This window comes from Mesorhizobium sp. L103C131B0 (genome assembly GCF_000502275.1).
Classification (GTDB): Bacteria; Pseudomonadota; Alphaproteobacteria; order Rhizobiales; family Rhizobiaceae; genus Mesorhizobium.
The window spans coordinates 240544-264488 of sequence record NZ_AYXC01000016.1; the positions used below are offsets into that span (position 1 = coordinate 240544).

Here is a 23945-nt window from a genome sequence, read left to right on the forward strand (position 1 = left end):
CCGATCTCAGGGGCGCGCCGGGCGCAGGGAGATACGCCCTATTTCTTGATCACGGCGTTGGCCTTGGCAGCCGCTTCCTTCAAGCCTGCCTCGGGGTCGCCGCCGAGATAGATCTTCTGCATGGCATCCGAGGTGATCTGGGCGACTTCTTCCCAGCCGGGGATGACCGGCGCAAAGCGGGCGTCGGGCAGCAGCGCGGTGAACGCTGCCAGATCGGCATTGTTGACGTAATAGTCCATCTTGGCCTCTTCCTTGTTCACCGGCAGGAAGCCTTCCCCTTGCGTGAACTTGGCGCGCTGTTCGGTGGTGAACAGGAAGTCGAGCAGCTTCCAGGCCTCATCCTTGTTCTTGGAATTCTTGAACATGATGATGGAATCGGTGACGCCGTACGTGCCGCGCGCGCCGGTCGGTCCGGCGGGGATAGCGGCCACGCCGTATTTCAGGTTCGGCGCCTCGTCCTTGATCTGGTTGGACAGGAAGGGCGCGGTGATCATCATGCCGACCTTGCCCTGCTTGAACAGGTTCTGGACGTCCTCGCGGTTGTTGGAGGTGACGCCGGGTTCCGTCAGGCCTTCGTCGATCATCGACTTGTAGAGCTTGGCGGCTTCGAGCGCGCCCGGCGTGCCGAGGCCCGACGTGCCATCCTTGTTGAGAATCTCGGTGCCTTGCGACCACATCGCATAATAATAATAGACGTCGGTCTCGATCTCCTTGCCCTGCAGGCCGAAGCCGAACGTGCCGGTGCCCAGTGCCTTGATCTTGCGCGCATCCTCCTGCAACTCGGTCCAGGTTGCCGGCGGGTTGGCGATTCCGGCCTTCTCGAACAATTCCTTGTTGTAGTACATGGCGCGCGCCGAGGCCGCGATCGGCAGGCCATAGGTCTTGCCCTCCATGATCGACGGCGACAGGAAGGTGTCGATGAAGCGGTCCTTGAAGTCTGGCTTGATGTAGGCGTCGAGCGGCTCGGCGACATCCTGCTGGACGAAATCGATCAGCCAGCGGGTGCCGATGATCGACAGGTCGGCATTGGTACCGGCCGTGATGTCGGTGGTCAGCTTCTGCAGCAGCACGTCCCACGGCACAACTTCGAACTTGACGGTGATACCCGGGTTGGCTGCCTCGAATTCCTTTTTCACCGCTTCGAAATACGGGCCGGTCTTGGCGCTGTATTCGGCGACGGTTACGCGCACCTCGCCGGCATCTGCCTGCGCGGCTAGGGCGAGCAGGCTCATTCCGGCCATCACGCCGACAGTCCATTTTGCAAGCTTCATTCGATCTCTCCCATTTGATTGCGTCTGCACTCTTGCGGCTTTGAGGCGGCCACGGCTTTATGTGACTTTCCTACATTATCCATGATTTCGCGCTGTGCAAGCGGATTATCCTGTTGCTTAATTACATTTCTTAAAATAGCGTTTTCCGATTATCGTAGATCCCAGGGAGGCGCGCAGCGTGGTTTCAACGGCCGAATTCGCAGGCAAGACCGTGCTGGTGACCGGCGCCGGCGGCGGGCTCGGCTCGGCTATTGTGGCGCTGCTGGCCGAACGAGGCGCGCGCGTCGTCGGCTGCGACCAGTCGCAAGACCAGCTCGGCAGTCCGCATCTGGCGTCGCGCCACGTCTTCGACCTTCTCGACCGGATCTCCACCGATGCCGCGATCACGGCGATCCTCGAGAAAGACGGCGTGCCCGACATCCTGATCAACAATGCCGGCTGGACGCGCGCCGAGACTCTTGCAGCGCTGACCCCCGACAAGATCACGCATGAACTCGACCTCAATCTGACCGGGGTGATGCTGTTCGCCGATCCGCTGATCAAGGCAATGGCCGCGCGCGGTTCGGGCAGCGTCGTCTTCATCTCTTCCGTCAACGCCATCGCCCACTTCGGCAACCCGGCCTATGCCGCGGCCAAGGCCGGCATCAATGCCTATGCCAAAGCGGTCGCTGTGGAACTCGGCCGCAACGGGCTGCGCGCCAATGTCGTCTGCCCCGGCTCGATCCGCACCGCCGCATGGGACCATCGGCTGGCCAAGAACCCGGATGTTCTCGGCAAGCTCAAGCGGCTCTATCCGCTCGGCCGCATCGTCGACGCCACGGAAGTGGCCGAAGCGGTGGCCTTCCTTGTTTCGGATCGCGCATCGGGGATAACCGGCGCGGTGGTGCCGGTCGACGCCGGACTGACCGCCGGCTTCCTGCCCTTCATCGACGACATATTGGGAGCCTGACCATGACCGATGTCGAGTTCCGCGACCTGTCGAAATCTTTCGGACGCCACAAGATCCTCGAAAACATCAGCCTCGACATCAAGAGCGGCGAGTTCGTCGTGCTGGTCGGCCCTTCCGGCTGCGGCAAGTCGACCTTGCTGCGCATGCTGGCCGGGCTGGAGCCGATCACCGCAGGCGACCTCTTGATCGGCGGCGTGCGCGCCAACGATTTGCCGCCACAGCAGCGTAACATCGCGATGGTCTTCCAGTCCTATGCGCTGTTTCCGCACCTGAAAGCGGCCGACAATATCGGCTTTGGCCCAAAGATCCGCGGCGAAAGCCGCACGGCAATCGACGCCAAGGTGAAAAAGGCCTCCGGCGTCCTCAACCTGTTCTCCTATCTCGACCGCTATCCCCGGGAACTGTCGGGCGGCCAGCGCCAGCGCGTCGCCATGGGCCGCGCCATCGTGCGCGAACCCTCGGTGTTCCTGTTCGACGAGCCGCTCAGCAATCTCGACGCGCAATTGCGCGTGCAGATGCGCACCGAGATCAAGGCGCTGCACCAGCGGCTGAAATCGACCATCGTCTATGTCACCCACGACCAGATCGAGGCCATGACCATGGCCGACCGCATCGTGGTGATGGACCGCGGCAAGATCCAGCAGGTCGGCGCACCGCTGGAGCTCTACGACCGTCCCGCCAACAAATTCGTCGCCTCCTTTATCGGCTCGCCGTCGATGAGTTTTGTCTCCGGCGCCCTGAAGACGACGCCCGAGAAAAGCTGGTTCGAATCGGCCGGCGGAGGGCGACTGGCGCTCGGCAGCAAGACGGTGCCGGCTGGCAGCACGGTCGAGGCCGGCATACGGCCCGAACACTTCGTCATCGGCGAGGCTGTCGACGCCCTGGCGATCAAGGTCGATGTCGTCGAGCCGACCGGCTCGGAAACCCATGTCTATGGTGCGATCGGTGCCGACACGGTGCGCGCCGTGTTCCGCGACCGGATCCAGGTCAAGCCGGGTGAACTGCTGCCGGTCTCGGTAGCGCCGGGCAACATCCATCTGTTCGACACGGCGACAGGCCTGCCGCTATGAGCGCCGGCATGAAAACGAAAATACCACGATGAAGACGACAACCCAGAAATGAAAACGCCGGCCGACATCATCACGCGCCTGCAGCTGATGTCGCAGGACGGCACCAAATCGGACCGCCGCCTGGCCGGTCTCGTGCTCACCGATCTCGACTTTGCCTCCAAGGCGGCAATCTCGGAAATTGCCGCGCGCGTCGGCGTCAGCGAGCCGACGGTCACCCGTTTCTGCCGCAATCTCGGCTGCGAGGGTCTGCGCGATTTCAAATTCTACCTGGCGCAGGCGATCGCCATTGGCGGCCAGTATCTGTCGCCCGAACCGCTGAACCGCGACGCGCGCGAGCAGCGCATTGCGTCGGCCATCACCGAAGCGGCAATCGCCGCCATCCAGCGCGCCAGCGAAAACCTCGACATGAAGACGCTGGTGGGCGTGGCCGCGCGCATCGTCAGTTCGGGCAATGTGCTGTGCATCGGCTCCGGCGGCATTTCCTCGATGATGGCGACCGAGATGCAGAACCGGCTGTTTCGGCTCGGCGTGCCGGTGCTGGCGCAGATCGACGGGCAATTGCAGCGCATGTATGCCGCGGTCGCCACATCGGAGACGACGCTGATCGCGTTCTCGGTGTCCGGCTATGCGCGCTCGGTGATCGACGCCGTGCAGGTCGCCCAGCAATATGGCGCCACCACCATCGCCGTAACCCCGCCGGAATCAGCGCTCGCCAAGGCCGCCGATACCGTCATCCAGTTCCAGTCGCTGGAGGACGGCAACATCTACAAGCCGACCTCGTCGCGCTATGCTCTGCTGTCGATCATCGACATGATCGTCACCTCCGTGGCCGAAACGCGCGGACCCAGGGTTCTCGAAAACCTGCGCCGCATCAAGCAGAGCGTGAACACGCTGAAGGTCGACGATCCGAAGTTGCCGCTGGGGGATTGAGAGTGGGGCGGAAACTGCCAATCTCCCCCCTCGTGGGGGAGATGTCCGGCAGGACAGAGGGGGCGCTGTTCCGCCGACAGATCAAGGGGCTGCATGCCGCAACGCTGGATCTTCGATCAGCCGCTGAGCGCCCCGATACGCTGCGCCAGCACCGCCGGATCACCCCCGACACGCACGGTCTTCAGCCGCGCCGTGCCGCCTGCAATGACCGACACGACCGATGCCGGAACGCCCAGCGCCTTGGCCACCAGCCGTTCCAGCGCCGCATTGGCCGCGCCATTCTCCGGCACGGCGCGCACGCGCGCCTTCAAATGGCTGCGCCCGTCGGCCGATGTTTCGGCGCCTCCGAGCCTGTCCACGGAAGACTTCGGCGTCAGCCGGATAAACAGGTCGATGCCGTCAGCGCGCAAGCGGAATGGCGCGCTCATGCCATCGTCAGGTTCACAGGACCAGCGGCGCTATCGTGGTGAGAATGAGCTGCCTGAGAAAGAACAGGAGCAGAAGCAGGATGATCGGCGAAATGTCGACGCCGCCGAGGTCGGGCATGAACCGACGGATCGGCCGCAGCGCCGGCTCGGTCAGCCGGTAGAGCATGTTGCCGATGCTGCCGACAAACTGATTGCGCGAGTTGACGACGTTGAACGCATAGAGCCAGGAAAAGATCGCCGAGGCGATGATGACCCACCAGTACAGGTCCAGCGCCATGACGATTGTTTGAATGAGGGCGAGCATGCCGGTCTCCGATTGTTGCCGACATGTAGCCATTGCGCGCGAAACCGGCAAGGGCCGGTCGCCTGCAAGCACCGGGCACAAGGGAATTCGGCAAAACCCCGCCTTGACAGGAAACCGCAGCCTTCGATAAATGCGCCATCCGCTGGACGGGGCTGTAGCTCAGCTGGGAGAGCGCGTCGTTCGCAATGACGAGGTCAGGAGTTCGATCCTCCTCAGCTCCACCAGCGGAATTTTCCTGCCTGTCGACACATCTAACTTCCGAGACGTCTCGTCAAAGCCCCGCCTTCGCTGCGAGATAGGGCGCCAGGGCAAGCGAGTAGCTGGCGGTCAGATGATGACTGTCCCGCCAGACGATGATGTTGCCGACAACTGCCGGGCATAGTTGCGGCCCGCAAATGGCATCGAGCATATCGATGGCGCGCACATTTTTCTGTCCTTCCGCGGCCAGCGCCAACACGTTGCTCCGCTCAATATCGCTCAGTTTGGTGACGCATTTCGTTGGGGTCGAACTCAGGCATTCGCCCGGGTCGAATTTCATATAGGGCGTGTTGCGGATGGCAACGATTTGCGAGCCGGCGTCCGTCAGCCCGCCCCAGAGACTTCGCAGCCCCTCGATCATCACGTCTTGCTGAACCGCTCCGTAATTGGACTGGCTGGTGAAGATCAGATCCGGTTTCAGCTTTAGGATCTCGGCCAGCACCTTTTCGTGCCACTGCGCGCATAAGACGTTGGGTTTGCCATCCGCCGTGATGGCCACGCGGGTGAATGGGCAGGCGGATTTTGTAAAGGTAACCAGTTTGAAGTTGCGGTCCTTTGCGATCTTGTCCAGTGCCGGCACCCACTGGGCTGCATGAGAATCTCCCACCAGAACCATTGTTTTCGCACCCGTGGGATCGCCTAGAGAGCATCGTTTGGGCTCCGAGCTTTCCTCCTGGTGGCACTTCCTTGCATACACGACCGGCACGTCCCGCCTCAGCCGGGCCAGCGGCGGCAGAAGGTTCACACCGTCCGGGACCACGGCGCCGGAGACGAGAGCGGCGGGCCCAGGGTAGGAAGGCGTGCCGATCAGCGCGGTGTCGATGCGTTCGGTCTTCAGAAAGAGCAGCAGGCTGCCGGATGCGGCCACGCATGTGAGAACCGCCGCGGTGCCGTATCCCAGCGGCTTCCACCAGGCGCCGCCCCGAGCTTGCCGGTAGCGCTGCTCAACATATCGATAGGACAGATCCGATAGAAGCAGGGTCGCCGCAATCAGGCCGAAACCGCCGGCAAGGGTCAGCGAATGACCCTGCGCCTGGGAGATGGTGATCAGCGGCCAATGCCATAGATAGACCGAGTAGGAGCGATCGCCGATGAAACGAAGTGGCAACGAATCGAGCCCACGAAACCGGCCGACTTCAACCTCGCCAGCCAGGATGACCAGCACTGTGGCCAAGGTCGGCAACAACGCACTGACGCCGGGAAATGGAGTTGCAGCGGAAAACAGCAAGGCGGACGCAACGATGCCCAGGATGCCGGCGATCGCCAGCCACTGTCTAGTGAGTGCCGCCAGTCGAAACTGGTGTTCGGTCAGCACCAGCAGACCACCCAGCGCCAATTCCCACAGGCGGGTATGGCTGACGAAATAGGCCTGGGCCGGATCCGTCGCCGTCAAAACGACAGAGGCAACAAGTGATGCCGCGAAAATGAGCGACAACGCCCCGATCAAGCAGGCCCTCAGCGGAAGGTCACGGCGGCGCGCCAGCCAGATCACGCCGATCATCACCAACGGCCAGGCGATGTAGAACTGCTCTTCGATGGAAAGCGACCAGTAGTGTTGCACCGGGCTCGGCAAGGTGTCGGCCTCGAGATAGCTGACCGCAATCGAGGCCAGCCGCCAGTTCTCGACATAAAGAGCGCTCGCCACGATCTGGTTGCCCATTTCCTCCCAGCGCGCCTTTGAGATGAAAAGCAGCGTGCCCAGCAATGCCACCAGCAGCACCAGGGTTGCTGCCGGCAACAACCGTCGCACCCGTCGCGAGTAGAATTCGATCAGTGAAATCCGGCCGCCGCGCAGCGCCATCTGCGCCAGCAGGCCCGTGATCAGATAGCCAGAGATGACGAAAAAGACGTCGACGCCGACATATCCGCCAGGCAGCACATCCGGCCATATGTGATAGACCACGACAAGCGCGACCGCCAAGCCGCGCAGCCCCTGTATTTCGGGTCGAAACCGACGGTTCTGATCGATTGTCACCGGATATCCCCAACAGTCTCAGCCGGCCTGGATCAACCGGCAGTCCGCGCCACGATCTTCATAAGGGCAGAGTGCCGTGAGGCAAGAGCCGATCGCAGCAGTTCATTCCCTTTCCGTCTCCAGTCCGCTCACCAGCGTGTCGACGAAACCCAGCAGCTCACTTTCGAGGTCGGTGGACGCCAGGCCAATGAAACGGTCTTCGAGCGAGATGGCGACGATCCCATGCACGGCGGAGAACAGCGTGCGCGCGCAGGCCAAAAGCTCCGGCGTTGCCGCCGCCGGGAGCAGCTGGGCCAGCGGCTCAACCAGATGCTGGACCAGCACCGCATGTTCGGCCAGATGCCATTCGGGCACCGCCACGCCTGGCGCCATACGGTGCTCGAACAGCGCCTTCCACGCCATGCGGTTGTCGCGGGCGAAGCCGAGATAGGCCTTGGCCAGCGCCTTCAGCCTTGCCCTAGGCTCGGCGACGCCGGTCGCCTCTTGCTGCAGGGCCGCCCCCAGCCTGGCCAGTGTGATCGAATTGACGTGCAGGATGAGCTCGTCCAGGTCGGCGAAGGCGGTGTAGAGCGCGCCCAGCGCGCAGCCGGCATCGGCCGTGATGTCGCGCGCACGCAGACCGGCGAGCCCCGAGGACTGGATGCGCGCTTGCGCGGCCTCAATCAGCCTGCCTTTGAGGTCCTCGCGTTTGGCGTCCCGTTTTGCGGCCATTAACCTTCTCTTATGCGCAATCATGAACACTGTTCATTTTCTCCTTGAACGCCGTTCACAATGTGCTACTTTGCCTCGTGAACAATGTTCATAGAGGAGAAACGGAAATGTTGAAACAGTTTTTTGCTCTCGTTCGCGGCCGAAGCTACGAAGCCACCGAGGCGGTCGTCGACCGCAACGCGCTGATAATCCTGCGCCAGCAGATCCGCGATTGCGCCGACGCTATCGCGGCCGCCCGCCGGGCGGTTGCAATTGCCATCGCCCAGAACGAACAGGAACTCGCGCAGTTCAAGAAGCTTGTCCTCCGCATCGACGATTTGGAGAAGCGCACGATCGCCGCGATCGAGCAGGGACAGAATGAACTGGCCCGCGAAGCCGCCGAAACCATCGCCATGCTGGAAGCCGAACGCGACGCCTCCGCCGAGGCGCAGAAAAGCTTCGGCACCGAGATCGAGCGTCTCAAGCGGATTATCCGCGTCTCCGAAATGCGCCTGCGCGAATTGCAGCGCGGCCAGCGCATCGTTGCCGCGGTCGACTCGACCCAGCGCCTGCGAGAAAGCGCGCCCGGCTCCAGCCTGTCGGCGCTCAGGGACGCCGAGGAGACGCTGCTGCGCCTGCGCACCAGGCAAAAGCAGATCGACGCCACCGCGGCCGCCATGGCCGAGATGGAACAGTCGGGCGATCCTGCCGCGGTCTCAGAGAAGCTTGCGGCCGCCGGCTGCGGCGCGCCGCTGAGAAGCAGCGCCGACGCCGTGCTCGAACGGCTCACGAAGACCATGACCAAGCCGGCCTGATCGTACCCGGCCTGATTGTATCCAGTCTGATTGTATCCGGCCTGATTGTATCCAGCCTGAAACAGACCCACGCCCAACCAACCTAACCTTGAAACGAAAGGACCATATCGATGACCCCGAACACCTATTCCCCCAAGGACTCAAGCGCCTGGAAGACCTTCACCATGGCCAGTTTCGCCGTTGCCGCCACGATGATGGCCGGCGGCATCTACTTCATGGAGGCGAGCTTCGCCGCCAAGGGGTTTTATGCGATGGCCGCCATCATGCTCGTGCACACCTCGATCACCATCACCAAGACGCTGCGCGACTCGGAAGAGGCAAGCCGCTTCATCAACCGGCTGGAAGACGCCAAGACCGAGAAGTTGCTGATGGAAGTCAGCCGCAGTAACGAAGTGTAACCGGGTTCCCGCTAAACAAGGCTCAACGCGCAAGACCGCTGATCAATCCAGCCAGGATTTTAATCGGTCATGCCCAATGGAAGTCGCCGCTATGGAAATCGCCCCGATCAACCGACCGACAGCTCATCTGATGACGTCCAGGCGCTTTGCGCCCTTGTTCTGGACGCAGTTCCTGTCCGCCTTCAACGATAATTTCCTCAAGAACACGCTGGTGTTCCTTATTCTGTTCACGCTGGCGGCGGACCAGGCGGCATCACTGGTCACCTTGGCGGGCGCCGTCTTCATGGCCCCCTTCCTGCTCCTGTCGGCGCTCGGCGGCGAGCTCGCCGACCGCTTCGACAAGGCTCTCATAGCCAAGCGTCTGAAATTCGCCGAGATCGCCGCGGCGGGTGTCTCCGTCGTCGGCATCGCCCTGTCGTCCATTCCCGTGCTGATGACGGCGCTGTTGATGTTCGGCGTTATCTCGGCGCTGTTCGGACCGATCAAATACGGAATCCTGCCCGATCACCTCGAACGCAAGGAACTGCCCAAGGCCAACGCCTGGATCGAGTCAGCCACGTTTGCCGCGATTCTCGGCGGCACCATAGCCGGCGGCGTCGTTTCCGCCGATGGCATCGGCGTCGCGGTGTTCGGACCGATCATGATGGCGCTCGCCGTCGGTTGCTGGCTCGTCAGCCGCTACATCCCGTCCACCGGTTCGGCGGCGCCCGACCTTGTCATCGACAAGAACATCTTCCGCTCGACCTGGCGCCAGGTCGCCGAATTGCGCACCGACACGCGCATCTGGCGCGCCGGCCTGATGACGTCGTGGTTCTGGCTGATCGGCGCCATCGTGCTCTCGCTCCTGCCGGTCCTGATCAAGGATTCGCTCGGCGGCAACGAAATGGCCGTCACCGTCTACCTCGCCGTGTTCGCCGTCTCGATCGCCATCGGTTCGGCCATCGCCGCCTGGATGTCGCAGGGCCGCATCGTGCTGTTGCCGGCACCGGTCGGCACGGCGCTGCTCGCCCTGTTCGGCCTGCATCTCGCCTGGACCATCTCCGGCATGACGCCGTCGCCCCAGGCGGAAACCCTTGGCGCATTCTTCGCCGGCCCAAACACGATCCGCGTCGCCATCGACCTCGCCGGCATGGCCATTTCAGCCGCTTTCCTGGTGGTGCCGACCTTCGCCGCCGTGCAGGCCTGGTCGCCCGAAGCGCGGCGCGCCCGGGTCGTCGCCGCCGTCAGTATCGTCAATGCCGGTTTCATGACTGGCGGCGGCATCATCATGGCCCTGATCCAGACGAAGGTCTCGACCGGCGGCATCCTGTTCGGCCTCGTCGCGGCCAATGCGATTGCCGCCTGGCTGATGCTGAAATATTTGCCGACGAACCCCTTCCGTGACTTCGTCTCCATCCTGTTCCGCGCTTTCCTGCGCCTCGAAGTCGAGGGCATGGAAAACCTCAAGGCGGCCGGCAAGGCGCCGATCCTGGCGCTCAACCATGTCAGCTTCCTCGACGGTCCGCTCGCCTTGACGCTGACCGATGAGGAACCGGTCTTCGCCATCGACTACACCATTGCCCAGGCTTGGTGGATGAAGCCGTTCATGAAACTTGCCCGCGCCTTGCCGCTCAACCCGGCCAAGCCGATGTCGACCCGCACGCTGATCAAGATCGTGCAGGGCGGCGACCCGCTGGTGATCTTCCCGGAGGGACGCATCACCGTGACCGGCGGCCTGATGAAAGTCTATGACGGCGCCGCCATGGTTGCCGACAAGACCGGCTCGATGGTTGTGCCGGTGCGCATCGACGGGCTGGAGAAGACCTACTTCTCGCGGCTGAGCTCGCAGCATGTGCGCCGCCGCCTGTTCCCGAAGGTCAAGGTGACTATTCTGGAACCGGTCAAGCTCGAGGTGCCGCAGGAGCTGAAGGGCCGCAAGCGCCGCGCCGCGGCGGGTTCCGCGCTCTACCAGGTGATGTCGGATCTCGTTTTCCGCACCCAGGACATCGACAAGACCGTACTGGAAAAGATCATCGAGACGGCGAACGAACGCGGCATGAAACAGCTCGCAGTTCAGGATCCGGTCACCGGTTCTCTCAGCTACAGCAAGCTGCTCACGGCTGCCGCCGTGCTTGGTGAGAAGTTCCAGACCCTTTATGCCGACCAGCAGACGCTGGGCATCATGCTGCCCAACGCCAACGGCTCTTGCGCGACGCTGCTCGGCGTCATGTCCGCCGGCAAGGTTCCGGCGATGATGAACTTCACCGCAGGTGCTGCCAATATTCTGTCCGCCTGCAAGGCCGCCGAAGTCCGCACCGTGCTGACGTCCCGCGCGTTCGTCGAACAGGCAAAGCTCGGCGCTGTAGTCGAGGAACTCGGTCGCTCGGTCGACATCGTGTGGCTCGACGATCTCAGAAAGACCATCAGTCTCAAGGATAAGCTGCTCGGCTTGCTGCGCAAGTCGACGCCACGCGCGAAACGCAAGCCCGGCGATGCGGCGGTGATCCTGTTCACCTCGGGTTCGGAAGGCACGCCGAAGGGCGTCGTTCTGACCCACCGCAACATCCTGGCCAACGCCGCCCAGGCGGCGTCGCGTATCGACTTCCATTCGGGCGACAAGGTGTTCAACGTGCTGCCGATCTTCCACTCCTTCGGCATGACCGCGGGCACGGTGCTGCCGTTGATCTCCGGCGTGCCGGTCTATTTCTACCCCTCGCCGCTGCACTACCGCCTCGTGCCGGAACTGATCTACGGCTCGAACGCGACGATCATCTTCGGCACCGACACCTTCCTCTCCGGCTATGCCCGCACCGCGCACCCCTACGACTTCCGCTCGATACGCTATTGTTTTGCCGGCGCAGAGCCGGTCAAGACAGCGACGCGCATGACCTATATGGAGAAGTTCGGCCTACGCATCCTCGAGGGCTACGGCGTCACCGAGACGGCGCCGGTGATCTCCATCAACACGCCGATGTACAATCGCTCCGGAACCGTCGGCAAGATCATGCCCGGCATGGAATACCGCCTCGATCCGGTCCCCGGCGTCGACGAAGGCGGCCGGCTGTTCGTGCGCGGCCCCAATGTCATGGCCGGTTATCTCCGGGCCGAGAAGCCCGGCGTGCTCGAACCGCTGGAGGACGGCTGGCATGATACGGGCGACGTCGTCGCTATCGACGAAGGCGGCTTCATCACCATTCGCGGCCGCGCCAAGCGCTTCGCCAAGATCGGCGGCGAGATGATCTCGCTCGCCGCTGTCGAAGCGCTGGCCGGCGAATTGTGGAAGGGCTCGCTGTCGGCGGTCGCCACGGTGCCCGACGCGCGCAAGGGCGAAAAGCTGATCCTCATCACTGAGGCATCCGGCGCCACACGAGCGGAATTCCTCGCCTACGCCAAGGCCAACGGCGCCATGGACCTGATGGTCCCGGCCGAAGTGCGGGTGGTCTCAAAGGTACCGGTCCTTGGCTCCGGCAAGCTCGACTTCGCCGCCGTGACAAAAATGGTGCGCGACGAAGAGGCCTTGAAGACCAAGGCCGCCTGACCCGGCTACGGCAACGGGCCGACGCAAGAGCCGGCCCGTTCAGATGATCAACCCTTCGCATGCCGCTGCGAGATCAGCATCGCCATGCGCTGGACTGCCCGCAGCTCCATTTCCACGCCCGGCGACGATGCCAGCGCCGGCATGTTGAGCGCCACCACGGTCAACGGCTCGAGCGTCGCCAGCAGCACATGGGTCGCCTCAAATTTCTCGAACAGCCATGCCAGCTGCTCGCGTATATCCTGGTCGACTGGCGCCCCCGGCTGCGTATCGGCGAGCGAGCGCACGGGCTCCTGCTCCAGTGCACGGGCCAGCACCTTCAGGTCGAAGTCGCCGAGGTCCCCTGCCGGCAGGATCAGCGCGCCGTCGACAAGGATATGGCTCTGCAGGCCGCGCAGGAAGCGCGCCGAGTCGGTGAGATCACCCTCGGCCATGTGCTTCAGCAACGAGTCGCGGCGCTTCTCCGCGGTGAGGCTGACGCTGTCATTGTAGATGACTGCCAGCAGCGTCGCCGACAGCACGATCACCACGCCCTGCACACTGCCGCGCCAGCCGAGATCGTCGATGCCGCCCAGCGCCAGCCCGGCGAAAACCGAGCTCAGCGTAATCACGGTAAAGGCGCCGATCGTGTCGCGATGGCCGAGGCTGGCGCGTCCAAGGCCGATCGTCAGCCAGCACAGGAACAGGATGGCGATGCCGCCAAGCCGAACCGGCACTTCGAACAGGCCGGGCCGGTAGTCGGTGACCATGAACGGAATGATCAACAGCAGCGACAGCGCCATGCGCTCGACCGTGCGGTTTTCGGCCGCCGACAGGCTGTCGCGATCGCGCGTCATCACCAGCCAGCCGATGGCGAGAAAACCTCCGAACTGGAAGGCAAGTAGTACCGCCATTCGCCATGGTTCAGCGAAACGTGCCGGGATCGGCGCCAGAAGGAAGAACAGCAGGGCACCGCCGGCGGCGAACAATTTGAGACCGAACGGCGCGTGCCGGCGCAGCAGGCCTTCGGTCAGCAGCAGTGCGGCCAGCGGCAGCAGACCCGCCGCCGTGATGGTGACGAACCGGAAAAAGGCAAGACCCGTGGTCCAGTCGAGGATGCGGCAGGCAAGCAGCACTGCCAGCACCTTGAGGCCGAATAGAAAGCGCCGCGACAGCGGATCGCCCGTGTCGCGCCCGCCTATGATCGATATCACGACAAGCAGGCCAACCAGCGCCGCTAGCGAGGTGATGGTGTCGGCGACGAGCGTGCCGTCGAGGTTCATCATCGGCCGGCTGCCATCAGCTTGCGGATAAACCGAGACGCCACGAATGAAGCCATCAGCGTGTCCATGGTCTCAGCACATTCCATTGGCGGGTGCTATCGGCCCAGTGTACCACCGGCAAAACCAGCCGCTGCAGCGTGGCCGCCGCACCTGCTACCGCAAGGGCGGCAAGCGAGCCGCGCGGAACCGCGTCGGCGAGATAGGTGCGCGCCGACTGAAAGCTCATCTGTCCGATCTGCAGCACATCATCGCCGCGCGTGTAGTCGAGTTCCTTGCGGCAGAACTCGTTAAAGGTCTCGACGCGGTGCTTGGCCGCCTCGTCGAAGGTCTTCTTCAGATCGTCCGAGCCGCCCGTATAGGCGTTGGTGATGACGAAGCGCTCTTCGTCGAAACCAGCTTCGGGGCCGACACCGAAGACATGGCGATGGCGCGCCATGATCTGCCGCGCCAGAAGCACATGGGTAAGCGAGCGGCGCGCGCCGGCATGCGGTCCTGGGAACACATTGCTGAACGCCTCCGCGACCATGCCGACGACAGCGGGTACCTGGGTGACATTGGAAATCCAGATCGGCCGCAGTTGATTGCGCAAAAACATCAGGAAGCAGGTCAGGCCGTAGAGGATCCAGCTCAGCCCGCGGCTGCGCTCGTCGGGATCGATCATGACCAGACCGAGGTGCAAGACTTCATAGGGCTTGCCGGCGAGCGATATCTCCATCAGCGCCAGCGAGTTGAAGGCGATCGGCTGCCGGTCGCTGCGCCGGTAGACAATGGTGATGATGGAATGTTCCAGCCGGCTGCGGTCGCCGGAAAACACGCCATAGGTCAGGCTGCCGAACTTCAGTGTCTTGGACGCTACCAGCCGCAGATCGCTGCTCAGCTGCTCCAGTTCGGCAGCCTTCATCCAGCGCCCGGGCCGCTCCACGACGCGCGTCTCGTAGTCGGCGGATACGCGCATGCGCACATCCATGAACCGACCCGGCAGCAGCTGCAGAACCGCCTTGAGCACTATTTTTCCCCTTGGCAAGAACTCCGACCGTATAGTGGCCGCCGTCCACCTAAGACGCGGTAAACCCGAGACGGCAGTTCTTGGTTGTACTCAACAAAGTAAAAGAACAGCTGCCAGCCAGTGCGGGCTCAGCTTTCCGCAGCAACCAGATGGCCGCCGCCGACATCGTTCAGCGCCAGCTTCAGCGGCGCCTCCCCGATCCTGCGGGTGGCGCTCGGGATTTCCTGGTCGAGGCGCGCGAAGCGCGTTCTGCGCTGCGCCGGATCGGGCACCGGCACGGCGTCGATCAGCCGCCTGGTGTAGGGATGGCGCGGGTTGGAAAACACCTGGTCGCGCGTGCCCATCTCGACGATCTGGCCGAGATACATGACGGCAACGCGGTCGGAAATGTTCTCGACCACCGCCATGTCGTGCGAGATGAAGAGATAGGCGACGCCGAATTCGCGCTGCAATTCCTTCAGCAAATCGAGCACACGCGCCTGCACCGAGACGTCGAGCGCGGAGACGCTTTCGTCAGCGATGATCAGTTTTGGTCGTAGCGCCAGCGCTCGGGCGATGCAGACGCGCTGGCGCTGGCCACCGGAGAATTCGTGCGGGTAAAGCTCCATCTGGTCGGCCGACAGGCCGACGCGCTCGAACAGCGCCCCCACCCGTTCGCGGCGCTCGTCCTTGGAGGCGATGCCATGGATCACCAGCGGCTCGGCGACGAGCTCGCCGACGCGCATGCGCGGATCGAGCGAAGCGAAGGGATCCTGGAAAATCATCTGGACGTCACGGCGCACCGCCTTGCGCTCGTCGCGGCCAAGACCGGAGAGATTGCGCCCGCCAATGACGATGTCGCCGCTATACGGCGCCAGTCCGGCCAGCGCCTTGGCGGTCGTCGACTTGCCGCAGCCGGATTCGCCGACCAGAGCAAGCGTTTCGTTGGGCGCGATCGAGAAGCTGACGCCCTCGACGGCGTGGACGCGGCGGGTGACCCGGCCAAAGATGCCGCCACGCAGATCGAAGCGGACATGCAGGTCGTTGACCTCGGCGACATTGGCCGGTTTCAAGACGTCAATCGCATCCCTGGATTTCTGTCGACCGACACCACTGCCGATGCGCGGCACGGCAGCCAGCAGTTCGCGCGTATAGTCGGCCTGCGGGCGGGCAAAAATATCCGATGTCGTGCCTTCTTCGACCATGCGGCCGTCGCGCATGACGATGACCCGGTCGGCCATTTCGGCAACCACGCCCATATCGTGGGTGATCAGGATGACGCTGGTGCCATGCTGGCGCTGCAGGTCGCGCAACAGCTCCAGCACTTCGCCTTGCACGGTGACGTCGAGCGCCGTCGTCGGCTCATCGGCGATCAGCACGTCGGGCTCGAGCGCCAGCGCCATGGCGATCATCACCCGCTGGCGCATGCCGCCGGAGAGTTCGTGCGGAAACTGCTTTAGCCGGCTTTCCGCCTCCGAAATGCGCACCGCCTTCAACGCCTCGATCGCGCGCTGGCGGGCTTGCGCCGACGACAGGCTGGTATGCGCTTCGATGGATTCGGTCAGTTGCCGGCCGATCGACAGCACCGGATTGAGCGAGGTCATCGGCTCCTGGAAGATCATGGCGATGCGGTCGCCGCGAATGCGCCGCATCTGGCGTTCGTCGAGGGTTGCTAGGTCGGTGTCGCCCCGATTCCCATCCCGAAGACGGATCATGCCTGACGATATGCGCGCCGCCGGCTGCGGCAAAAGCTGCATGATCGCCAGCGCGGTCATCGACTTGCCGGAGCCGGATTCGCCGGCAATGCAAAGCGTCTCACCGCGCGCCAGCGTCAGCGACAGGTTGGAGACTACATTGCGCTCGCCGTCCTCGCCGCGCACGCTGACGGAGAGGTTGGCGATGGAGAGGACGGGGGTGTCGGCGAGGGTCATTGTGGGTGGAGCCCTGCGACGGATTGGTTCCGTCGCACCATTCGCACAAACCTTGGCGCTGCCCCCCACCCGGACCTCCGGTCCGACCTCCCCACAAGGGGGGGGTAGGGTGGCAGCGCTTTACCCTCCCCCTTGTGGGGAGGGTCGCTGCGAAGCAGCGGGGTGGGGGTGCGGCGCCGACGTACCGTCATTCAAACACGCAACGCGGAAAATAGAACGACACCACCCAGTTCGGCATGTCGACGATCTCGCTGATGCGCAGGTCCCCGCACACCGAGGCCAGCATATAGGCCTCGACCGGATCGATCTGGTAACGCCCAGCGAGCAGATCGACCATCTGCGCCACCGCCTCCTTCGCGCCCGCCATCAGATCCGGCCCAATCCCCGTCGTCACCTCGTAACCCTTGGCGTCGAGATGGCGCGTCACCGGGCCCGGCGTGGTGAAGCGCGGCGTCTTCAGCCTGGCGTCCTTGACAAGGTCGAGCTTGAGCACGACGTCCATCGGGCTCTCGATCGCCGTGCCGCAGACCTCGCCATCGCCTTGTGCGGCGTGCGTATCGCCGACCGAGAACAGCGCGCCGGCCACCTCAACCGGCAGATAGAGCGTCGTGCCGGCAGCGAGATCGCGGATGTCGAGATTGCCGCCGACCCGCCGTGGCGGCACCACCGAGTGAAGCCCCATCTCAGCCGGCGCATTGCCGATGGTGCCGGCGAACGGCTTCAGTGGCACGCGCGCGTTTTTCCCGAACAGCGCCGGTTCGAGCGCGGCTGCATCGTATTTCCAGATGTTCAGCGCCGGTTCCGTGAAGTCGTCGGCGAGCAGGCCGAAACCGGGAATGTTCGCCGTCCAACCGAAGCCGGACGGTTTGAACATCTCGATCGTCACCTTGAGCGCGTCACCCGGCTCGGCGCCCTCGACGAAGATCGGCCCGGTCACCGGGTTGACCCCGGCGAAGTCGAGCTTGACGATTTCGGCGACCGTGCTGTCGGCGTTCAGCTGGCCGCCGGCGGCATCGAGGCACTGGAACTCGATGGTCGCGCCGGGCGCCACCCGCTCGGCCGGGATAAAGGAATTGTCCCAGCCGAAATGGTGATGGCGCCCATGGATGGTGTAGTCGCAGCTATTGCACATCTTTTACGTACACATTGTCATAGTTGATCGGGATATGGACCGGGTCGACATAGAGGTTGTCGGCGCCGCCCATTCGGGCGGATTTCATGGTGAAGCGCTGTTCGTTGAAGACCGGCGCCCAGGGCGCGTCTTCCATCACCTTGTCGTAGATGGCGCTCCACATCTTGTCGCGTTCGCCGGCCTTTGCCGGGTCGACCACAGAATCCGCCTCGGCCGCCTTGGCGTCGAGGTCCTTATTGCAGTACCACGACCAGTTCCAGCCGCCCGGCACCGCGCCGGCGCAGCCGAGGATCGGGCCGTAGAAATTCGACGGATCGGGGAAGTCGGCGATCCAGGCCATGCCGCCCGACCAGATCATCGGCGCGCCGGCCTTGTCACCGCCGGCGGCGATGACATTGGCCTGCGCCAGCGACTGGATGCTGGCCTTGATGCCGATGGCCGCCAGGTCCTGCTGGATCGCCTGGGCAATGCGCGGGTTGGGATCGGTGTTCATGGCGAACAGCTGCGTGTCGAAACCATCGGGATGACCGGCCTCGGCCAGCAGCGCCTTGGCCTTGGCTACGTCATAGGGATAACCTTTGTATTCCTTGTCGTAGCCCGGCATCGACGGCGGCAGCGGCTGGTTGGCCGGCACGGCGCGGCCGTTGATAATCTGGATGATGCGCGCCTTGTTGAGCGCCATGTTGACGGCCTGACGCACCTTCACATTGTCGAACGGCGCCATGGTAGTGTTCATGGTGACGTAGCCGGTGTGCAGCTGACCGCCTTCGACGACGCGCGCCTTCTGCTCGGGATCGGCCATCACCTCCTGGAATTTTGCCGGCGGAATGCCGTCGCCGGGCACATCGATCTCGCCCTTCTGCAAGCGCAGCAGCGCCACGATCGGTTCCTGGCCGATCTCGAAGGTGATCTTGTCGAGATGCGGCAGGCCCTTGTGCCAGTAATCCGCATTGCGCTCGAAGACGATGCGTTGGCCGAGTGTCCACTCGGCGAGCTTGAAGGCGCCGGTGCCCACCGGATGCTTGCCGAAATCGGCGCCATATTTCTCGACCTCTTCCTTCGGCACGACATGGGCGAAATTGATGGCCATGACATGCAGGAAGGTGGCGTCGGGCCGGGTCAGCTCGAACTTCACCGTGTAGGGATCGACGACGGTGACGCCGGAAAGGCCTTCGGCCTTGCCGGCGGCGACATCGTCATAGCCCTTGATCGAGCCGAAGAAGCCAGCGCCGGGGCTCTGCGTCTTCGGATTGGTGACGCGGTCAAGCGAATATTTCACGTCGTCGGCCGTCATCTCGCGGCCATTGTGGAATTTCACGCCATGGCGCAGCTTGAAGGTGAAGGTCTGGCCGTCGGGCGAAATCTCGTAGCTTTCGGCGAGGTCGGGCTTCAAATTGGTGGTGCCCGGCTCGTAATCCATCAGCCCATCGAACAGGCTCTTGATCATCGACCAGTTCTGCCAGTCATAGCCGATCGCCGGATCGAGGGTCGCAACATCGTCCTTGTAGGTGATGGTGATGGCGCCGCCTTGCTTGGCGTTGGGATCGACCGTGTCTTCGGCGCGGACGCTTGTCATGCCGAGCATGAGGGCCAAGGCGGATGCCGCGACTGTGGATGCGAGAAACTTTTTCATTGTTGTGTTCCCTTTCTCTGTTTCATTTTCATCTGAGCTTGATGCGGGGATCGATGAACGGCGCGATGATGTCGGCGAGCAGATTGCCGAGCACGATGGCGAAGGCCGACACCAGCGTGACGCCCATGATGATCGGAATGTCGACGCGCTGGATCGCCTGCCACGCCAGCTGACCGATGCCGGGCCAGCCGAACACGCTTTCGACGACGACGATGCCGCCCATGAAGATGCCGATGTCGATGCCGATCATGGCGATGACCGGCAGGATGGCATTCGGCAGTGCGTGGCGGAATATGATGGCGCTGCGCGCCAGGCCCTTGGCCCGCGCCGTGCGGACATAATCCTGGCGCAGGACGTCTATCATCGACGAGCGCATCATGCGCGCATACCAGCCGGCGCCGAGTACGCCCATGGTCAACGACGGCAGCACCAGATGGCGCCATGTGCCGTAGCCGCCGATCGGAAACCAGCTTAGCCGCACGGCAAAGACGTAGAGCAGCAACAGGCCAACCACGAATTGCGGCGCCGAGACGCCGACGAAGGAGGCGACCATCAGCGTCTGGTCGGTGGCGGTGCCGCGCTTGACGGCCGCGATCAGGCCCATCGAGAGCCCGATCAGCAATTCGCAAAGGATGGCGCCGACCATCAAAAGCAGGCTGGCCGGCAGCCGCGAGACGATGAGTTCGGTGACCTCCGAGCGCTGGATGTAGGAGCGGCCGAGATCGCCGCTGAGTAGCTTCGTCAGATAGTGCCAGTACTGGACCACGAAAGGCTGGTCGAGGCCGAGTTGCTGGCGGATGTTTTCCACCGTCTGCGGCGTGGCACTGCGGCCGGCGATCTGCCGCACCGGGTCGGCCGGCAAGAGGTAGAGCAGCGCAAAAGTGATCAGCGAGACGCCAAGCAGGATGAGCAGCGACTGGATCAGCCGGCGGCCGAGATAGGCGATCATGACCGGCCCCCCATTATTCCCGGCCCCTTTGCGTCGGATCGAGGATGTCGCGCAACGCGTCGCCGATCAGATTGAAGGCCAGCGCCAACGCGAGGATTGCGGCGCCGGGGAAGAACACCAGCCAGGGCGCGGCCTGGAAATAGGTCTGGTTCTCGAAAATGATGTTGCCCCACGACGCGGTCGGCGGCTGCACACCGATGCCGAGGAAGGAAAGCGTCGCCTCGAGCAGAACCGTGGTCGAGATGCCGAGCGTGCCCCAGACGATGATGGTCGGCAGCAGATGCGGCAGGATGTGGCGAAATAGGATGCGCGGCGCACTCGCCCCGATGCTGCGCTCGGCATCGATGAACTCGCGCTCGGCCAGCGATGAGGTCTCGGTGTAGATGACACGCGCCGTCTGCACCCAGTTGACCAGCGCGATGACCATGGCGACGATCCACAGACTCGGCTGAAACACTGCCGCCAGGCAGATGGCGAGCAGCAGCGCCGGGAACGCCATCATCAGATCGGTGAAGCGCATCAGCGCACTGCCGATCCAGCCGCGGAAATAGCCTGCGGTGACGCCCACCAAAGTGCCGATCAAAAGCGCCACGCCATTGGCGACGATGCCGATGATCAGCGAGGTGCGGGCGCCGTAGAGGATGCGGGTCAAGAGGTCACGTCCGAGCAGGTCGGTGCCGAGCCAATACTGGGCGCTGGGCGGCAGCGGCGAGCCCTCGATGGTCAGGCCGTCGAACATCTGCTCGTTGGGATCGTAGCCGGTCAGCCGGGGCGCCAGCACAGCGCCGGCGACAACAATGGCGACGATGACCAGCCCGAGCAGCGCCAGGCGGCGTTTGACCAGCCGACGCCAGACGCCGGCGCGCGGTTTTGCCGGCATGCGTACCGGGAGATCAGGCGCGATGGGACTGGTCATCGCCGCCTTCCTCATCCGTCATTGCCACGATCCTGCGCGCGGCATCCTCGACGCTGATCTGCCAGCTCATCGCCAGCGATCGCAGTTGTGCATAGGCACGCTCGTCATCGCTGCCTTTCGACAGCGCCGTCACCGCGCGCACAATGGTCTGGCGCTCGGCGACGCGCTGGCGCAGCGACGCTATCTCGCCGGCTAAATGCTTGCGTGCCTCGAAGCTCTGCCTTGCGATCAGCAATGCGCTGTACACACCGGCATTGCCGACCGGCTTCAGCAGCTGCGCATCGGCCTTGTGCGACAGCGCCCATTCGATACGCCCCGGCGCCTCGGAACCGATCAGCGCCACCAGCGGCATCGGCGCCTCGCCCGGCTTCCACGGGAATTGCTCGTCAAAGCCGAGATCGGCATCGAAGAAAACGAAATCGGCCGCGAGAGCTTCCGGCGGCAATTCCGGCCAGCAGTCGATCGTAGCCAGGCCGATGGCCGACAATTGCCTGGTGATGGCCTGCACCGTCGGATGCGGGCGATGCAGGATGAAAGCCCGCGCGCCGCCGAGATTGGGGATGCGCGTCCGGGTCATGACACCACCCTCAGGCGCGGACGGCCGAATGTCTTGGCGGGGTCGTAGCGCGACAGATAGGGATCCGGCGCGACCTCATCCTCCTGGCTGACGACCTCGAAGAAGCCATCGGCGATCCGGCCGATGATCACCGGCAGCGTCGCGTGCTGGGAGTGGGCGTCGATGGCGATCGGCCCGAGCCGGGTGGAGAAGCGTCGCTCGGCGAAGGCTTTGGAAAATTCCGCCGGGCCGGCATCAGTGTCGCGCGACAGCACGTCGGCCATCACCTGCACCGAGGCATAGGCGGAGGCCTCGAAGGACGAAGCGAAGGCAGCCGGCCGGGGCGCGAAATAGGGCCCGACCGACAGATGCCCTTTCCCTGTCTCGCCGATCGCCGGCAACTCGCCTTCGGTGAGGTTGCAGGAGATGACGGGGCAGTTTTCCGGCCTGAATGCCGCATCCTCATCGCCCAGCTCGCGGTAAGCCGCCAGGAAGGCGTAGGATGAGGTGCCGATCAGATTGTTGAGGATGAAGCTCGGCCGCGTCGCCCGGACCTCGGCGATCAGCCGCGACACGTCGGTCTCGCCGATGCGCAGATAGCGCTCGCCCAGCACTTTGCCGCCGGCATCCGCGATCAGGTCGCGCGCCACGCGGTTCATCTCCCAGCCCCAAATGTAGTTCGAGCCGAGCAGGAAGCCGTTGGCGCCGAAACGCGGCACGACATGCGCCATCAGCGGAACCAGATGCTGGTTGGGGCAGGCGTGCATGTAGACGACATGCTCGTTGGCCTCGAACCCTTCATAGGGGCAGGCATACCAGAGCATGCCGCCGGCCTTCTCCAGCACTGGGATGGTTTCCTTGCGGCTCCACGAGGTGACGCAACCGACGACATGGCGCGCGCTGCTGGTCCTGAAAATGTCCTCGCATAAAGTCGCGTAGCGATCGGCATTACTTTGCGGATCGCGCTCGACCGGAACCACTTCGATGCCATAGCTCCGATCGGCATTGATGTCGGCGATGGCGCGCATGGCGCCCATCCGGCACGCATCGGAGACCAGCTGGTAGCTGCCCGAGCGGGAATACAGGATGCCGATCTCGATACGCCGTTTCAAACCGATCCTCAGAAATGACAATGCCCCGCAGCCAGCGCCGGAGGGCGAGGCATGCGAGGCATATTTGCCGCCCGGCGACCAAGGCCGGTATTTTGCGCTAGCGTATTCGGTCCGGCGGGTCAGTCAAGCGGGAAAGTACGTGGTCATGGGATCGGCCTTGTCCGGCTGCTTCTAGTTCCGCAGCGTGAACATCAAAGGCGCCACGACAGCCGTACCGGCCTTCTCAGGCGGTGGCGCGGGCACCGTCGCACCCTGCAGAATGCCGAGCGCGGCGCGATCGAGATCGGCGTCCCCCGAAGATCGTGTCAGCCGGACGGAGGTCACCTTGCCCGAAGCGCTGACGACGAAGGTCACATTTGCGGTACCCACGGCGCGCCGCGACCTTGCCGCGCTCGGGTAGCGCTTGTGCCGATTGATCCATCCGATCAGCTGGGAGTTCCATTTGCTTGCATTGACTGATGATCCACTCGATTGCGAAGCCTTCGGCGCCGACGCCTTCGCCGCTGCCTTTTGATCGACACTGGCGGTCACGACCGCTTTCGCCGGCGCGGCCTTTTCCTTCTTCTCTTTCTTTGCTTTCGGCTTGGGTTTTTCGGCAGCCTTCTTCGCCTTCTCGATCGGCTTGTCCTCCACCGGCTTGTCCTCCGTCGGCTTGGTCTCCACCGGCCTGGTCTGCAGCGGAATGACCACATCCGGCGCTATGGTCGGGACGATGTCGGGCACCACCTCATCCAGCGGCGGCGATTGATCGGGCTGCTCGGCCGCTGCCGTCTCGATCGGAGCGGCGGGTTGAACCGCTTCCGTCTTCTCGGTGACCGGCTCCGGCTGACCGGGCTCGGGCTCTACGACGGGCTTCAGTTCGGCAAC

The 23945-nt window shown here is 63.7% G+C and carries 21 protein-coding genes and 1 tRNA gene; 7 read left to right on the forward strand and 15 right to left on the reverse strand.

Annotated features, from left to right (window positions below):
* Positions 1-38: 38 nt before the first annotated feature.
* Positions 39-1271: a sugar ABC transporter substrate-binding protein gene (locus X730_RS141785; protein ID WP_023736814.1), complete on the reverse strand. Its 1233-nt coding sequence runs from the start codon at positions 1269-1271 to the stop codon at positions 39-41.
* 178 nt (positions 1272-1449) lie between these two features.
* Here X730_RS141785 and X730_RS141780 point away from each other — a divergent pair, with 178 nt between their 5' ends.
* The 3 genes from X730_RS141780 to X730_RS141770 are packed head-to-tail and all read left to right on the forward strand — an operon-like array spanning position 1450 to position 4220.
* Positions 1450-2220: an SDR family oxidoreductase gene (locus tag X730_RS141780; protein WP_023688835.1), complete on the forward strand. Its 771-nt coding sequence runs from the start codon at positions 1450-1452 to the stop codon at positions 2218-2220.
* Between the two features lie 2 nt (positions 2221-2222).
* Positions 2223-3290 carry a sn-glycerol-3-phosphate ABC transporter ATP-binding protein UgpC gene (ugpC, locus tag X730_RS141775; RefSeq protein WP_023824321.1) on the forward strand — a complete coding sequence of 356 codons (1068 nt, stop codon included), beginning with the start codon at positions 2223-2225 and terminating at the stop codon, positions 3288-3290.
* Between the two features lie 48 nt (positions 3291-3338).
* Entirely contained in the window at positions 3339-4220 is an 882-nt protein-coding gene (locus X730_RS141770; RefSeq protein WP_023704979.1) for a MurR/RpiR family transcriptional regulator, read from the forward strand.
* 116 nt (positions 4221-4336) lie between these two features.
* Here X730_RS141770 and X730_RS141765 read toward each other — a convergent pair whose 3' ends face one another.
* Together X730_RS141765 and X730_RS141760 are read right to left on the reverse strand one after the other, a co-directional pair.
* Entirely contained in the window at positions 4337-4648 is a 312-nt protein-coding gene (locus X730_RS141765; protein ID WP_023827116.1) for a DUF167 family protein, read from the reverse strand.
* 13 nt (positions 4649-4661) lie between these two features.
* A complete protein-coding gene (locus X730_RS141760) occupies positions 4662-4952 on the reverse strand; it encodes a YggT family protein (protein WP_023668602.1) in 291 nt (96 codons plus the stop codon).
* Positions 4953-5100: 148 nt separating this feature from the next.
* On the opposite strand from X730_RS141760, the gene X730_RS141755 reads away from it, so the two are divergent.
* Positions 5101-5176: transfer RNA gene (locus X730_RS141755), tRNA-Ala, on the forward strand.
* A 47-nt stretch (positions 5177-5223) separates the two neighbouring features.
* On the opposite strand, the gene X730_RS141750 is transcribed toward X730_RS141755, so the two are convergent.
* Positions 5224-7185, reverse strand: coding sequence for an acyltransferase family protein (locus X730_RS141750; protein ID WP_081726890.1), 1962 nt, complete (start codon positions 7183-7185; stop codon positions 5224-5226).
* 102 nt (positions 7186-7287) lie between these two features.
* Positions 7288-7896 carry a TetR/AcrR family transcriptional regulator gene (locus X730_RS141745; RefSeq protein ID WP_023827117.1) on the reverse strand — a complete coding sequence of 203 codons (609 nt, stop codon included), beginning with the start codon at positions 7894-7896 and terminating at the stop codon, positions 7288-7290.
* Between the two features lie 107 nt (positions 7897-8003).
* Between X730_RS141745 and X730_RS141740 the strand changes: the two genes are divergently transcribed.
* The 3 genes from X730_RS141740 to X730_RS141730 all read left to right on the forward strand — a co-directional run bounded on the left by X730_RS141740 (position 8004) and on the right by X730_RS141730 (position 12605).
* Positions 8004-8690, forward strand: a complete 687-nt coding sequence (locus tag X730_RS141740; RefSeq protein ID WP_023827118.1) for a PspA/IM30 family protein — start codon at positions 8004-8006, stop codon at positions 8688-8690.
* Between the two features lie 110 nt (positions 8691-8800).
* Complete coding sequence (locus tag X730_RS141735; protein WP_023668598.1) at positions 8801-9088, forward strand: YiaA/YiaB family inner membrane protein; 288 nt, start codon at positions 8801-8803, stop codon at positions 9086-9088.
* A 130-nt stretch (positions 9089-9218) separates the two neighbouring features.
* A complete protein-coding gene (locus tag X730_RS141730) occupies positions 9219-12605 on the forward strand; it encodes an acyl-[ACP]--phospholipid O-acyltransferase (RefSeq protein WP_032910236.1) in 3387 nt (1128 codons plus the stop codon).
* Positions 12606-12652: 47 nt separating this feature from the next.
* On the opposite strand, the gene X730_RS141725 is transcribed toward X730_RS141730, so the two are convergent.
* From X730_RS141725 to X730_RS141680, 10 genes are all read right to left on the reverse strand, one after another.
* Positions 12653-13867, reverse strand: a complete 1215-nt coding sequence (locus tag X730_RS141725) for a hypothetical protein (RefSeq protein ID WP_023827120.1) — start codon at positions 13865-13867, stop codon at positions 12653-12655.
* Between the two features lie 52 nt (positions 13868-13919).
* Positions 13920-14870 (reverse strand): hypothetical protein, encoded by a 951-nt coding sequence (locus tag X730_RS141720; RefSeq protein ID WP_031197190.1) that lies wholly within the window; start codon positions 14868-14870, stop codon positions 13920-13922.
* 128 nt (positions 14871-14998) lie between these two features.
* On the reverse strand, positions 14999-16780 hold the full coding sequence (locus X730_RS141715) for an ABC transporter ATP-binding protein (protein ID WP_023698727.1): 1782 nt from the start codon (positions 16778-16780) through the stop codon (positions 14999-15001).
* 187 nt (positions 16781-16967) lie between these two features.
* Positions 16968-17912, reverse strand: a complete 945-nt coding sequence (locus X730_RS141710) for an acetamidase/formamidase family protein (protein ID WP_023747348.1) — start codon at positions 17910-17912, stop codon at positions 16968-16970.
* Complete coding sequence (locus X730_RS141705) at positions 17902-19545, reverse strand: ABC transporter substrate-binding protein (protein WP_023681456.1); 1644 nt, start codon at positions 19543-19545, stop codon at positions 17902-17904. The genes X730_RS141710 and X730_RS141705 overlap by 11 nt, the downstream gene beginning before the upstream one ends.
* Positions 19546-19573: 28 nt before the next feature.
* Positions 19574-20494 carry an ABC transporter permease gene (locus tag X730_RS141700; protein ID WP_023698726.1) on the reverse strand — a complete coding sequence of 307 codons (921 nt, stop codon included), beginning with the start codon at positions 20492-20494 and terminating at the stop codon, positions 19574-19576.
* Between the two features lie 13 nt (positions 20495-20507).
* Positions 20508-21410: an ABC transporter permease gene (locus X730_RS141695; RefSeq protein WP_023693235.1), complete on the reverse strand. Its 903-nt coding sequence runs from the start codon at positions 21408-21410 to the stop codon at positions 20508-20510.
* Entirely contained in the window at positions 21388-21987 is a 600-nt protein-coding gene (locus X730_RS141690) for an ANTAR domain-containing protein (protein WP_023715884.1), read from the reverse strand. Before X730_RS141690 ends, X730_RS141695 begins: the two co-directional genes overlap by 23 nt.
* Positions 21984-23078, reverse strand: coding sequence for a transporter substrate-binding protein (locus X730_RS141685; RefSeq protein ID WP_023732923.1), 1095 nt, complete (start codon positions 23076-23078; stop codon positions 21984-21986). The genes X730_RS141690 and X730_RS141685 overlap by 4 nt, the downstream gene beginning before the upstream one ends.
* A gap of 171 nt (positions 23079-23249) precedes the next feature.
* A partial coding sequence (locus X730_RS141680) for an energy transducer TonB (RefSeq protein WP_023827122.1) occupies positions 23250-23945 on the reverse strand: 696 nt, incomplete at its 5' end.